Raw genomic sequence first — 13,861 nt, forward strand, 5'->3', positions numbered from 1 at the left:
TTCCGGTGGCCGGCGCCGGTCAGGCATGCCGCCCACAGAAGCACAGCAACTACAAAAGTACAACTGATCTGATTTTGCAGCCGATCGTCTTTGCGATCCGATTCCCCCACCGGGGTAGGGTGGAGGCATGGCCGAGACATCGACAGGACGCCGCGAGCGCAAGAAGACCCGGACACGGCAGGCACTGGCCGATGCCGCGGTGCGGCTGTTCACCGAGCGCGGCTTCGACCATGTCGGTGTGCGTGAGGTGGCGGAGGCGGCCGACGTCTCGCTGAGCACGCTCTTCAAGCACTTCCCCAGCAAGGAAGCCCTCGTCTTCGACCTGGACGCCGACATCGAGAGCGACCTGGTCGCCGCCGTGCGCGACCGGTCGCCCGGCCAGTCCCCGCTGCATGCCTTGCGCGACCACATGCTGCGCACCCGCACCGCCGTACGCACCGACGACCCCACATTCGTCCTCGTCGAATCCACCCCCGCGCTGCGGGACTACGCCCGGCGCATGTGGTCACGCCACGAGAAGACACTGGCCGCCGCCCTCGCCGAGGCCACCGGGCTCGCCCCGGAAGACCCCGCCGTCACCGGCCTGGCACGCTTCGCCCTGGAAGCTCCCGGCATCGCCCGGGCAAGCCAAGACCCGGCCCAGGCCGTACGCGACTTGTTCGCCCTGCTGGAACACGGCTGGGCCACCACCCCCCTGGCACGACAGGAGACCGCCCCGGCCGGAACTCACAACCGCGATCAGCGGCCGCATCGGCCTTCCCAGTGACGCACACACTTCGCCGCCGACTGCGGGGAACCGTGGTGAGTCGTACTCCAGCAGCGGTTCGTGTCCTGAGGTGCGTTTTCGGTAGTGGCAGCGGCGGGCGACGGCCTGGCGATGTCTTCTCCAGGCGGACCACTTCAGTGCATGGACGACAAGATCGCGGTCGGCTCGTGGGCGGGGCAGGAGAGCATCCAGGAGTCGCCGGATTTCTGCCACGGTGAGCGGGACGGGAGCCGATCCGTTTCTGCGGCCCCCTTTGCCTCGCCGCCGCCTCCGGCTTGTGCTGCGAGAGCGGCCAGGACGGCGTGGGCGAGCATGGCCAGGGTGATGTGCCGGTACCAGCCGATGTAGCGGCGGACCTCGTACTCGTCCAGGCCGCACTCGTTCTTCGCGGCCTGGAAGCATTCCTCGATCGCCCAGCGGGAGCCGGCGATGCGGGCCGGCCCAGCGAGTTCGACACTCACGGGTGCGTAGGCCAGGTAATATTAGCGCTTCGTTACGTCGGGTGATCTCGCCTGGTGGTGGACATCTTCCTCGTATGAGGCTGGGGGAGGTGGAACGGCTCCGGGGTGAGTTATCGGGGTTCGTTGCGGATGTGTTCGGGTCACTGCCGCGGCGGGATCAGCGGCGGTGGGGCGAGTGTTATATGCGGGGCCTGATGCTGGATGGCCGGCGCAAGTCGGTCCAGCCGATGGCCGAGCGGCTGCCGGACGGCAACATGCAGGCCCTGCAGCAGTTCGTGAACCAGTCGCCGTGGGGTCCCCGGCCGGTCAGGCAGCGGATCACCGAGCGGGTGTCGGAAGTTGTCAGGCCCGAGGTGTGGGTGATCGACGACGTATCGTTCCCCAAGTGCGGCAAGGCGTCGCTCGGGGTGGCCCGCCAGTACTGCGGAGCGGTCGGGGCTTGTCCGTGAATAACTGTCAGCGTTGACCTATGGGACGGTCGTCAGTGCAACGCTGAGACATGACTGTGCCTTTGCAAGTACGCCGTCGGGCTGCCGGTTTGCAGTGCAAGTTCGAGCAGATCCTGCCGCATCTCGACGAGCGACGTCGCCGGCTCTACCTCGCCAGCGAGGCCGTCTCTCTCGGTCATGGCGGAATCGCCCTGGTAGCCGCCGTCTCCCGGACCAGCGCCGCCACCGTCGCGCGCGGCATCACCGAACTGGAGGCGCACGCGGCGCCGACGCACCGTATTCGGGCTCCGGGAGGCGGCCGCCAACCGTTTACGGTCACCGACACCGGCCTGCTGCCGGCCTGGAGATGCTGATCGAGCCGCATACCCGCGGTGATCCCGTCTCCCCGCTCCGCCGGACCACACTGTCGCTACGGAGCCTGGCCCAGGCCCTGTCAGCGCAGGGGCACCCGGTCGGCGCCACGACCGTCGGACGTCTGCTGCATGCGATGGGCTACAGCCTGCAGGGCACGGCCAAGACCACGGAAGGTGCCCGCCATCCGGACCGCGACGCCCAGTTCGCGCACATCAACGCCACCGCCACCGCCTTCCTTGACGACGGCCAGCCAGTGATCAGCGTCGACACCAAAGCCAAGGAATGGATCGGCGACCGCGACCGGCCCGGCCGCGTCCGGCGCCCCCGCAAGGAACCGATCAAGGTGGACTGTCACTCCCACCTCTTCGATGACGACCAGCCGGCAGCCATCCCCTGCGGCGTCTACGACCTGGCCACCAACACCGGCTGGGTCAACCTCGGGACCGACCATGACACCGCCGAATTCGCGACGGAATCCATCCGCCGGTGGTGGCACCGTCGCGGCCGGGCGGACCATCCGGACGCGAACCGCCTGTTGATCACCGCGGATGCCGGAGGCTCGGACAATCCCCGCTACTGGACCTGGAGACAACAGTTGCACACCTTCGCCCGCGAGAGCGGGCTGAAGATCACCGTGTGCCACTTCCCGCCGGGTACTTCGAAGTGGAACAAGATCGAGCACCGGATGTTCTGCCACATCACCGCCAACTGGCGTGGTCGGCCACTGACCAGCTACCAGGTCGTGCTCGAGACGATCGCCGCAACGACCACCGCGGCCGGGCTGCGGATCGGCGCCGGGCTGGACACCGGCAACGACCCCCTCGGCGCCACCGTGACAGCCGCCGATTTCCACGCCCTACCGATCACATCCGACGCATTCCACGGCGACTGGAACTACACCCTGGCCCCGGACCCCCCGAGCCCTTCCGAAGAACCGGCGACTCGTCGGCCGATCGATCCCGCCGTGACTCTGCTGCTTACCACTCCGGCACTGACCGGCATGGCGCGGTCGGAGTTCGCGCACCTCGTGGCGGTCTCGGAACCGTACTGGGACGCCCTGGCCGAGGCAGCCTTCCAACGCCGCTTCCACCGCCCCCGGGGCTACCTCCATCCGCAAGCCAGCAGCCTGGACCATTTCCACCGGCTCCTGACCGCCCTCCTACGCCGCCGCAGAGCCGCCACCAGCACCCTGATGGCGCAGATGCTGGGCGTCACACGCACCAACCTGTCCAACCAGTTCCAAGACGGCTACCGAATCCTCGATCTGCACCGCATCGCCGCCACACCGATACCCGGCTCGCCTGCACGCACGCTCCAGCAACTGCAGGCTCGACTCACGCCCGCAGAAAAGAGCCTACAGATCAACCCTGACAGTTATTCACGGACAAGCCCCGGAGGTTCCGGTGTACTGTCGGCCGACCCAGGCCGAGGTGGTGCCCTTCTTGATGAACCCGGTGTCGTCGACGATCAGCACACCGTCCGGTCCGAGCCGTTCGGCGACGTAGGCACGCACGTCGTCACGCAGGGCGTCCGCGTCCCAGCGGCTGCTGTTCAGCAGCCGCTGGAAGCCGTCGGGGGTCCGGTGGACTGTCCATTCCGCGAGCTGCCAGCCGTTCTTGCGTGCCGCCCGCCCCAGCAGACCGCGGACGTAGTCCCGCATCCGCCACCGCAGGTCCACCCGGGCAAACCGGCCCCCCACCCGCACGAACTGTCGCCGCGCCGCCTGCCGGCCGCAGGATACCTTCGCGCTGGGTGATGCCTGGATGGGTGGGGACGCGCCCCAGCGGCTCAACGTTCCATCGGACGTACGGTCGCGTCACGCTGGCCCCGGCCTGCCACGCATTCATCACGGTCGGCGTACTGACCGCGCCCCCTTCCAGCGCGCCCGCGATCAGCCCGAGTACGTCAGTGGCGATCCCGAGCCCCCCCCCCGCAGGCAGCATGCCGTTGCCGTACTTCGGCGTCTGGGCACCGGTGGAGACGACGCCGTGAGCCCGAACGAACTCGGTGCAGCCTTCTACGACTTCTCCACCAGCGACGCCCCGGGTTGCGCTGGCACCTGCTGTTCGGGCCCTTCCCCGCTGAGCCGGTTATCCGGCACAACCGGGCACAGCCCTTCACCGCCCCCATGCCGTTCCCCTCCCCCCCCGGACGTGTCCGGGAGGTCATCGCCGCCCCCCAGAATCCGGACAACCGACACCACGACGATCGAGCACCCACACCCCGGTCAGCAACCACGCAGGTCAAGACACCACACTGGAGAAGAGCCGCACCCGCGGGCTTTCCGGCCGGGACCGCTTGTCCGGATAGGCGGGGGCTCGCGTGGATGGGTAGGGTCCCGCTGATCGCCGTTGGCATCGAGAAGTGGCGCCGGTTCGTGGACGGGCAGCAGTACAAGGTCGTGCTGGTCGGCGACGGGGCGGTAGGCAAGACGACGTACGTGAAGGAGTTCCTGACCGGGGAGTTCGAGGAGAAGTACGCCGCAGGATGCACCTCGTATCCTGTGGCGTCCCAACGTACGGCCAGCCGCGCCGCCTCATCCATCGTCAAGTCTCTTGCGGCGGCATTGCCTGGCCCAGGCGGCCCCCAGGGCCAGGACTGGCAGGCCGGAGGTGGAGGCTACGCCTCTGTGGCGTCGCCCTGCCTGGATGGGGTCTCCGAGATTGTTGCGGGCCTGGAGGGTGAGCTGCCGGGTGGAGAGATCGGCCAAGGACGCCTGCAGTTGCGCGGGCCCGTGGGTCAAGGCGCTCAGCAAGTTGAGGGCCGTCTGAGCGGCTTGTTCTTCGGAGAGTGTTTCGAGGATGAGGTCCTGCATGACGTCTTTGAGTGTGCCGCGCAGGGCGGTGGACAGTTTCAATCCGGGGTACAGGCAGCGAACGGACCCTTCGATGTTCGCGACGGATTTGCCGACGACGGAGGTCAGCGGGGTGATCTGGATCCCGCGTTGAGAGGAGTAGCGCAGCAGGGTCATCAGGGCGACGCCGAAGTTGAGCTCTTCCAGGGAGGCGTCGGTCCAGTGGGGGACGATGCGGCTGATGTCCTGGATGAAGGCCGAGGGGTTGCTCCACGGGGTGGCGGTGCCCAGGCTCACCCAGTGCCGGGCCATGGCCGCTCCGTCGTTCTGCGCCAGGGCGAGAAAAACTCCGAGGGTGGCGATGCTGGTGCCACGGTCGATGCGTCCGACCATGCCCCAGTCGATCAGGTGGGCTTTGCCGTCGGTGCTGACGATGATGTTTCCGGGGTGGGGGTCGGCGTGGAAGCGGCGGTCGATGAAGTAGCCGCGGAACATGAACTCCATGAGCTGGTAGGCGATGGCCTTGCGTTGCTTCTTGCTGAGTTCGTCGGGTTTGATCCGGTTGACCGGAGATCCTTCCGCGTAGGTTTGCACCAGTACCTTCGGTGTGGCGGTCAGCGGTTTGGGGACGCAGACCCGGTTGAAGCCCTTGGCGGCTTTGCGCGCGTCCTTCATGTTGTGTGCTTCTCTGGTGAAGTCCAGCTCGTCTTGCATGACGGTGAACAGGACCTCCAGCATGGCGCCGATGTCGACGACTTCGCTGAAGTGCGGTGCCGCCTTGGCGAACAGGCGGACGACCGTCTTCAGGACCGACATGTCGCCGAGAACGGCTTCGTGCGCGTCCGGCCGCTGTATCTTGACGACGCACGCTCGCCCGGTCGCGTCCACGGCCTTGTACACCTGGGCCAGTGAAGCCGATCCGAGGGGCTCTTCCGTCTGGATTTCCTGAAAGCCCGCTCGCCATCGGGGCCCGAGGTCCTGCTCCAGGACGGTTTCGAAGCGGGCGAACGGTTCGATGCTGGCTTGGTCGTTGAGGTTTTCCAGCTCGTCGCGGATGTACTGCGGAACGAAGTCGGGGCGAGTGGCCAGGATCTGGCCGACCTTGACGTACAGCGGCCCCAGTTCTTCCAGGGTGCGCCGGATGTGCCGGGCCCGGTCCAGCTTGGCGACTTCCGGCGGCTGCTGCGCCTGAGGCCGTCCGGCCCATGAGCGCACCGCCCGGGCGGCCTCGGCGCCGGCCAGCCGGGAGACGATGCGGGCAGTACGGCGGGTACGCCCTTTGGGCATGTTGCCTCCTGAGGGCGTAGACCGCCGGCCGCGCCGGTGCTAGCGGCCGGCTTCGCTGTCCTTGCGGGCGTCGGCCACGGTCGAGGTGAGCGCGGAGACCTGTTGGGTGAGGTGCCCCATCTGCTCGGTGAGGGCTTCGAGGTGCCGCTGGTTCTGCTTTGCCCGGGCCTTGGCCCCGTTCTTGTTCTTCTTTTTCTTCGTGCCGACGATCGTGTGGATGCCTTTGCGGGTGTCTTTGTCCATGCGGTCCACGCCGCTCATCACCCTGTCGAGGGCATTCTTTTTCCGTTTCTTCGTCATGGCGCACCTTTCTGGTGTGCGTATCGGACAGATGGAGGGCACCCACAGCCAGGCGCCAGCAGCACATCTTGTCTGGGCTTGAGTACGCGTTGGGGGACTCGGCCGGTGACCGCTCAGTAGAGACTCGCTCGAAGCGTTCAACATATGCCGCACTCGGCGGGAAGAGCGTCAGCAAACAGTCGCATCGCTGCATCTTTTGCGTGTTGCGCTCTTCGACGTTATCGCGATCGGACGCCGTAACGTCAACAGCCGCGATAAAAGAAGGCGAGAACGCACCTCTCGGCTGCTGTCTACGCTTCACCTCATTCGCCACAACGCAGGCCGGACGGCGCTGCCGTCTCTCGAACGCGAGCCCAGGGCAGGCGGAACCATTCGACTGAGAGGACCGTGGCGACCAGTCAACGGGTAGTGAAGGCGTGACGCGAGAAGTCGCCTGAGGTTACTGGTTGCCTCCTTTTTCTGATGTGGTGAGCTTTTTCGGCCACGTGATGGGGCGCATTCAAAAGTGCGTTCTGCTGTGCGGCGCGCCCATCTCACCGAGCGCCCCAATGCAGCGCTGCCGTGCGCCGCCTGCGCCTCTGTGCTGCTTTCCGTCGCGGAGTGGCCAGCGTGAGTTCCTTTTTTCGGGGTAGTGCGGATGAAGGATTCTTCCCCATCTCCGAAGGGCGGGTGCCGCATGTCCGAAGCCGAAGGAGGTTCGGGGAAAGTGAAAGCCGTCCTCCAGGGCGGACCGTCGACTTTGCCGAAGACGTTCCCCCTCGCCCAGGCGTTGATCGCGGACAGAAACCGGCTGGTGATCGCTCATTGTGGCCGCAATGAGCATTTCGCTTTCACCGGCAGACTCCTGGAACTGGAAGGCATGACTATGCCGGTCGCTGAATGGATGTACAGCACGGCAATCGCTGAGTGAATTGACGTTCACGGCCGTTCGGTTGCGTAGCTGATCGGCAGTTGAAGGGCGTCAAGGCGCGACATGCCCAATAGCAGGGGGCGTCCTCCCGACCGCGCGATGGCATCTCACGGACGCAGCGCTGCACAGGTTTCTCGATCGAGGAAGGAAGGTTTGCAGATGGCGGACTACCGGGCCGATGAGCCCGTCGCGGTGGTCGGAGCAGGATGCCGCTACCCGGGGGGAGCTGATTCGCTCCAGGCCCTGGAGGAGCTCCTGTTCGCGGGACGCGAGACGGTCGGCGAGGTGCCGGCAGGCCGGTGGACGCAGGCGGACCTGGCGGTGCTGCCGCCGCCGGTGGCCGACCGGATGCGTCGGGGCTGTTTCCTGGAAGGTGACGTGTATGCGTACGAGCCCGAGTTCTTCGGGATCAACGCACAGGAGGCGGCCTGGGTCGATCCGCAGCAGCGTCTGCTGTGGGAGGTGACGTGGGAAGCTCTGGAGCACGCGGGCATCCCGCCGCTCTCCCTGGCAGGGTCGCGGACCGGCCTGTACTTCGGCCTGTACGGCCGGGACTATCTGCTGCGCACGCAGCGGTCGTTGCAGGACAGCGACCCGTACGCCCTGTACGCGAGCAGCGACAGTCTGGGGCTCGGGCGCCTGGCTTTCCTGCTGGATGTCCGCGGTCCGCAGCTGCCGTTCGAGATGGCGTGCGCTTCCGGTCTGGCCGGCGTCCATCTGGCCTGTCAGAGCCTGCGCGCACGGGAGGCGGACCTGGCGCTGGCGGGCGGCGTGATGCTCAATCTGCAGCCCGAGTCCATGGCGGCCATGGCCCACTGGCTCGTCTTCTCCCCCACCGGCCGGTGCCGGGCCTTCGACGCCGGGGCGGACGGCTACGTACGAGGCGAGGGCTGTGGAGTGGTCGTCCTCAAGCGTCTTGAGGACGCGCTGGGCGATGGTGACCGGGTGCTGGCGGTGCTGCGCGGTTCGGCCGTCAACCAGAACGGCCGGGGCACCCGCGTGACCGCCCCCTCGATGACGGCCCAGCACGATGTCTACCAGGCGGCCCTGCGCCGGGCCGGAGTGGAGGCGCACCAGGTCAGTTTCATCGAGGCGCACGGTACGGGCACGGCTGTGGGGGATCCGATCGAGTTCGCCGCCCTCGCGTCGGTCTACGGTCCGGGCCGTACGCCCTGCGCTCTGGGCGCGGTGAAGACCAACATCGGGCACACCGAGCCGGCCGCGGGGGTGGCGGGCCTGCTGAAGTTGATCATCAGTCTGCAGTGCGAAGCCATCCCGCCGACCTTGAACTTCACTGACTGGAACCCGCAGATCGTGGCCGCCGGCACCCGGCTGTTCGTACCGACCCGGACGCTGCCGTGGGACGAGAGCGGCGCCAGTCGGCTGGCCGCCGTCTCGGCCTTCGGCATCAGCGGCGCCAACGTCCACATGATCGTCGAACAGGCGCCACCGCAGCAACCCGCACACCCTTCCGTCCCGCCGCTCGCCGGCCGCCTCGCACCGGCACGGCCGCAGGCTATTCTCCTGTCCGGCGGCACCCCCGCGGCAGCGCGTCTGGGCGCTGCACGTCTGGCGGAGTGGGTGGAGCAACAGGGCGCCGGCCACCGGCTCGAAGACATCTCCCACACCCTGGCCGAACGCCGTTCGCACAGCCGCTGCCGTGCCGCCGTGGTGGCCGCCTGCCACCGCGAGCTGGCGGACGGGCTGCGCGCGTACGCCGCGCAGGAGGAGACGGAGCTGGTCGTGGGGCGCACGGTCTTGTCCGAGCCGGGGCCCGGGCCGGTCTGGGTGTTCTCCGGGCACGGATCGCAGTGGGCGGGCATGGGCACGGGACTGCTGGACCAGGACGCCGCCTTCACGCGGGTGATCGACGAACTGGAGCCGCTGATCGCCGAGGAGGCGGGCTTCTCCGTGCGCGCGGCCCTGGACAGCCCACAGGTGGTCACCGGAGCCGACAAGGTGCAGCCCGCCATCTTCGCCGTACAGCTCGCCCTGGCCGCGATGTGGCGCGCGCGGGGCATCGAACCCGCCGCCGTTATCGGCCACTCCATGGGCGAGACGGCTGCCGCTGTCGTCGCCGGCGCACTGAGCCGGCACGACGGAGTACGGGTGATCTGCCGCCGCTCCCGCCTGGTTCTGCGCGCGGACCAGGCCGGAACCATGGCCTCGGTGCTCCTGCCGCACGAACAGGTCGCACGCGACCTCGCCGGCAGCGGCGTCGAGGGGGTCGACATCGCGGTGCTCGCCTCCCCTTCCACCACCGTGGTGGGCGGCGAGGCCGACGCCGTACGGGAGATGATCGCCTTCTGGGAACGGCGCGCAGTCACCACACGGCTGGTGGAGGTCGATTACGCCTCTCACACCCGGCACATGGACCCGATTCTGGACGACCTGCGTGCTGCCCTGGCCGACCTGTCTCCGCAGCCTCCCGCTGTGCCGTTCTACACCTGCGTGCTCGACGATCCGCGGGCCACGGCCACCATGGACGCTGCCTACTGGGCGGCCAATCTGCGTAAGGTCGTGCGGTTCACCGATACGGTGCGTGCCCTGGGCGAGGACGGCTACCGGCTGTTCCTGGAGATCAGCCCGCACCCGCTGCTGGCATCCGCTGTCCGCGAGACGCTGGCCGAGGCGGGGTGGCACGACACCTCGGTGATCGCCGGTATGCGCAAGGGGCACGACACCCCGGCCGACTCTGCGGCGGTTCTGGCCGCCTTGCACTGTGCCGGGCACTCGGTCCCCTGGCGTGCGGTCTGCCCCCGCGGAACGTTCGTCGCGCTGCCGCCCACCAGCTGGGAGCGCAAGCACTACGAGATACCCCGACAGGAACACGTGGACTCCGCAGCGGCCTCGCGCCCGGTGCACCCGCTGCTCGGTACACACCTGTCCGATCCCGAGCAGGACGGCATCCACTACTGGCAGTGCCGACTTGACCCGCACGACGTCACCTGGCTCCAGGACCACCAAGTGGGCGGTGTCTGCGTGTTGCCCGCGGCAGCGATGTGCGAGATGGCCCTCGCAACGGCCGCCGAAATCTTCCACGCACAGCCGCGGGACGTCCGGGTCGAGAACATCGAGCTGCTGCGCCTTCTGCCGCTGGATGCACCCGTCACGGCTACCGGCAAAGTCGTGACGGACCGCACCGACAAGGCACGGTGGGAACTGAGCGTGCCGGACGGAGCAGGGGGCAAGGCGGTCCACGCCGAAGCCGTACTGCGCCACCGTGCGACGGCCGCACCCCGGCAGTACGACCTCGACCGGCTGCGAACCCGGCATCCCCACGAGGTTTCTGCGGAGACGATCTACGCGCGGATGCGCGACGACTATCGCATCGCCCATGGACCGGCCTTCTCCGGCCTGGTGGCGGCCTCAGCCAGCAGCGGCACCGACACCGACACCCCGAGCCTGCTGGCGGAAGTCCACCTGCCTGACCTGGCACGCCGACATGTGCGCGAACTGCTCTGGCACCCAGTGATCATGGACGTATGCGGTCAGGCAGGGTTGTGGCTGGCCGCCGGCGACCTGCCCGACGGCTCGATGCTCCCGGTGCGTATTGGGGCCGTGGAGATCCATGGCGACACCTCCCAGGGCCGGTTCTGCTACGCCCGCCGGGTCGCGGGCCAGGGACAGACGTGTACAGCGGACATCGACCTGCTGGACGCCGGGGGGAACCTCGTCGCCCGTCTCGGTGCCGTCGAATACGCCTGGCGGCCCGCCAGCACCCCGCAGGAGATCTTCGACAGTCGGCTCCTGCAGACCCGCTGGCAGCCCGCCGCCCTGCCGGGTGAGGCCCCAGCGGCCGCGGGCGAGTGGCTGGTGCTCGACCTGACCGGCGAAAGTGACGCTCAGGATCTCGTCCGCGCCCTGGGCCGCCGGGGTGCCACCGCAACCCTCGTCGAGCTGTCCGCCGCAGTCAGCCCTTCGCTCCTGGGCAAAGCCGTCGGACCTGGCGCTGTTGCCTCGCCTCTCGACGGGGTCGCCGTGATCTGCGGCCATGCCCAGGCCGCCACCGGAACACCTGCCCAACTGGCTCTGCGAGCCGTCAGCGGCCTGCTGCACGGTGTCCTGCAGCCTCTGCTGGCCCAGCCTGCCGACCAACCACCACGCCTGTGGGCCGTCACCCGCAACGCTCACCACGTGATCGCCGAAGACCAGCCGAACCTGGGGCAGGCTGGCATCCGCGGTCTGATGCGCACCCTGAGCTACGAATATCCCGCGTGGCACCCGTCCACCGTGGACTTCGATGCCCGAACCCCTGTCGACACGGTGGCCGGTGAGTTGCTGACCTGTCCCGCCGACCAGGACGACGTCGCTTACCGGGACGGGCAACGCCACACAGCCGGACTCCACGTGCAGCCGCTGACCCCGCACGACCTGCACCACACGAAAGCCGAATGGGCCGACACTCCGCTGGCTCTCGACCTGCAGCACCCCGGCGACCTCGGATCCTTCCGCCTCGTGGCCACAGGCCGACGTCCCCCGGCCCCCGGGCAGGTAGAGATCCGTGTCCAGGCCACCGGACTGAGCTTCATCAACGTGCTCCAGGCCCTGGGTGTCTACGACCGCTTCCGCACCCCCGGAGAAGAACCCGCACCCCACACCTTCGAGTGCGCCGGAACCATCACGGCGCTCGGTGAAGGCGTCACCGGCCACCAGGTCGGCGACCGCGTCATGGCCTGGGCCCTCGACACGCCCATGGCCTCCTTCCTGCACATGCCCAGCGCAATGACCCAGCCCGTGCCCGACACCATCACGCTCACAGACGCCGCAGCCGTGCCACTGGCCTTCATCACCGCACAGTACGCACTGCGCCACCTGGCGCGCCTGCGCCCGGGAGAGACCGTACTGATCCACAGCGCCAGCGGAGGAGCCGGGCTGGCCATGGTCCGCCACGCGCAGGCGCTGGGCGCCACCGTGCTGGCCACCGCCGGCTCCGAGACCAAACGCGGCTTCCTGCGTGACCTCGGCATCCGCCACGTCATGGACTCCAGGTCCCTCGACTTCGCCGACCAGGTCCGCACCCTCACCGAAGGGCGCGGCGTCGATGTCGTCGTCAACTCCCTGACCGGACGCGCCCTGAGCGCAAGCCTGAACCTGCTCACCCGCCACGGCCGGTTCATCGAACTGGGCAAGCAGGACATCTACGCCGACACCCGGATCGGCCTCCTGCCCTTCCGCCGCAACATCGCCTTCCACAGCGTGGACCTGCTCGCCATCCGCAAGGACGAGCCCACGCTGGCCGCGGAACTGTGCGCAGAAGTGGCCGAAGCCCTGGCCGCCGGCACCATCACGCCGCTGCCGGTCACCACCTACCCGGTACACGAAGCCGCAGACGCCTTCCGCACCATGGCGGCCGCCGAACACATCGGCAAGCAGGTCCTCACCTGGCCCGCGACGGGAAAGACCGACGTCGAGGTTCTGCCGCGGGACGTCACGGTGGTCCGGCGGGACGCCAGCTATCTCATCACCGGCGGCCTGGGCGGCCTCGGACTGCTCGCCGCCCGCTGGCTCGCCCGCAACGGCGCAGCCCACCTGGTCCTCACCAGCCGCTCCCGCCCCGACCGCACCGCGCGGCAAGTGATCGGCGACCTGCGTTCCGCGGGTACCCGTGTCGACGTCGTCTGCGCCGACATCGCCGGCCCCACCACCGCCCCCCGCCTGGTGGCCACCGCCGAAGCGGCCGGCCATCCGCTGCGCGGAGTGCTGCACTGCGCCGCCGTCGTCGAAGACGCGACCCTCACCGGCATCACGCCCGACCTCATCGAGCGGGTCTGGCGCCCGAAGGCAGAGGGAGCCTGGTACCTGCACCAGGCCACCACCGACGCGGAGCTGGACTGGTGGGTCGGCTACTCCTCCGTCGCCAGCATCCTCGGCAGCCCCGGCCAATGCGCCTACAGCGCCGCCAACGCCTGGCTGGACGAGTTCATCACCTGGCGCCGCGCCCAGGGCCTGCCCGCCACCGGCATCAACTGGGGCCCCTGGGCCCGCGTCGGCCGCGGCGCCGGCCTCGAACAACGCGGCCACACCATGATCGAACCCGAGGACGGCACGGCCGCCCTGGAACAGATCCTGCGCCATGACCGCCCCCGGGCCGGCTACAGCCCGCTGCAGGCCGACCAGTGGCTCGCCTCCTATCCCGAGACCGCCGCTCTGGCCTACTTCACCCCTCTCGCCAGTACGCCGGACGGACAGCTCTCGGGCACCTCCGACACCTTCCTGGAAGACCTCCGCCAAGCCCCTGAGCCCGAGCGCCGCACCCTGCTGCATGAGCGCACCACCCAGCACGTCACCGACGTCCTGCGCCTGACAGCCGGGCGCTGCGACAGCAGCACCTCACTGACCATGCTCGGACTGGACTCCCTGCGCGCCGTGGAACTGCGCAACCGGCTGCAGCGCGACCTGCGCCTGACCTTCCCCCAGACGGTGCTGTGGACCCACCCCACGGTCGCCGCCCTGACCGACTACCTCCTGGACCAGCTCTCCGGACCGTACGAGCCCCCGCACGCACCGGCAGCCTGAGCAGCACGCCGACCGATGGGC

Annotated in this window: 5 protein-coding genes and 5 pseudogenes; 6 read left to right on the forward strand and 4 right to left on the reverse strand. The window is 68.6% G+C overall.

The genetic code is table 11. From position 1 onward, the window contains the following. Nucleotides 1-127: 127 nt before the first annotated feature. Nucleotides 128-766 (forward strand): helix-turn-helix domain-containing protein, encoded by a 639-nt coding sequence (locus AB0A97_RS25000; RefSeq protein WP_361153865.1) that lies wholly within the window; start codon nt 128-130, stop codon nt 764-766. A 134-nt stretch (nt 767-900) separates the two neighbouring features. On the opposite strand, the pseudogene AB0A97_RS25005 reads toward AB0A97_RS25000, so the two are convergent. After that, nucleotides 901-1,203, reverse strand: a pseudogene (locus tag AB0A97_RS25005) (IS701 family transposase); the annotation flags it as partial. A gap of 98 nt (nt 1,204-1,301) precedes the next feature. Between AB0A97_RS25005 and AB0A97_RS25010 the strand changes: the two are divergent. Then, nucleotides 1,302-1,664: pseudogene (locus AB0A97_RS25010) on the forward strand (transposase); the annotation flags it as partial. Nucleotides 1,665-1,726: 62 nt separating this feature from the next. Next, nucleotides 1,727-3,332, forward strand: a pseudogene (locus tag AB0A97_RS25015) (ISAzo13 family transposase); the annotation flags it as partial. A gap of 88 nt (nt 3,333-3,420) precedes the next feature. Here the strand turns inward: AB0A97_RS25015 and AB0A97_RS25020 are convergent. Continuing rightward, a pseudogene (locus AB0A97_RS25020) lies at nt 3,421-3,735 on the reverse strand (transposase); the annotation flags it as partial. A gap of 621 nt (nt 3,736-4,356) precedes the next feature. Here AB0A97_RS25020 and AB0A97_RS25025 point away from each other — a divergent pair. Beyond that, a pseudogene (locus AB0A97_RS25025) lies at nt 4,357-4,503 on the forward strand (hypothetical protein); the annotation flags it as partial. Between the two features lie 63 nt (nt 4,504-4,566). On the opposite strand, the gene AB0A97_RS25030 reads toward AB0A97_RS25025, so the two are convergent. Together AB0A97_RS25030 and AB0A97_RS25035 are read right to left on the reverse strand one after the other, a co-directional pair. Further along, nucleotides 4,567-6,111, reverse strand: coding sequence for an AarF/UbiB family protein (locus AB0A97_RS25030; protein WP_361153868.1), 1,545 nt, complete (start codon nt 6,109-6,111; stop codon nt 4,567-4,569). Nucleotides 6,112-6,150: 39 nt separating this feature from the next. Continuing rightward, nucleotides 6,151-6,411, reverse strand: a complete 261-nt coding sequence (locus tag AB0A97_RS25035) for a hypothetical protein (protein ID WP_361153870.1) — start codon at nt 6,409-6,411, stop codon at nt 6,151-6,153. A 676-nt stretch (nt 6,412-7,087) separates the two neighbouring features. Between AB0A97_RS25035 and AB0A97_RS25040 the strand changes: the two genes are divergently transcribed. Together AB0A97_RS25040 and AB0A97_RS25045 are read left to right on the forward strand one after the other, a co-directional pair. Then, a complete protein-coding gene (locus AB0A97_RS25040) occupies nt 7,088-7,321 on the forward strand; it encodes a DUF5988 family protein (RefSeq protein ID WP_361153873.1) in 234 nt (77 codons plus the stop codon). A gap of 159 nt (nt 7,322-7,480) precedes the next feature. Continuing rightward, nucleotides 7,481-13,840: a type I polyketide synthase gene (locus AB0A97_RS25045; RefSeq protein ID WP_361153876.1), complete on the forward strand. Its 6,360-nt coding sequence runs from the start codon at nt 7,481-7,483 to the stop codon at nt 13,838-13,840. Nucleotides 13,841-13,861: the final 21 nt, after the last annotated feature.

Origin of the sequence: Streptomyces sp. NPDC045470 (assembly GCF_040646595.1) — a bacterium.
GTDB lineage: Bacteria > Actinomycetota > Actinomycetes > Streptomycetales > Streptomycetaceae > Streptomyces.

Coding starts and splice junctions, on each gene's coding strand:
- AB0A97_RS25040 (WP_361153873.1), top strand. CDS start 7,088: ATGTCCGAAGCCGAAGGAGGTTCGGGGAAAGTGAAAGCCGTCCTCCAG.
- AB0A97_RS25045 (WP_361153876.1), top strand. CDS start 7,481: ATGGCGGACTACCGGGCCGATGAGCCCGTCGCGGTGGTCGGAGCAGGA.
- AB0A97_RS25000 (WP_361153865.1), top strand. CDS start 128: ATGGCCGAGACATCGACAGGACGCCGCGAGCGCAAGAAGACCCGGACA.
- AB0A97_RS25035 (WP_361153870.1), bottom strand. CDS start 6,411: ATGACGAAGAAACGGAAAAAGAATGCCCTCGACAGGGTGATGAGCGGC.
- AB0A97_RS25030 (WP_361153868.1), bottom strand. CDS start 6,111: ATGCCCAAAGGGCGTACCCGCCGTACTGCCCGCATCGTCTCCCGGCTG.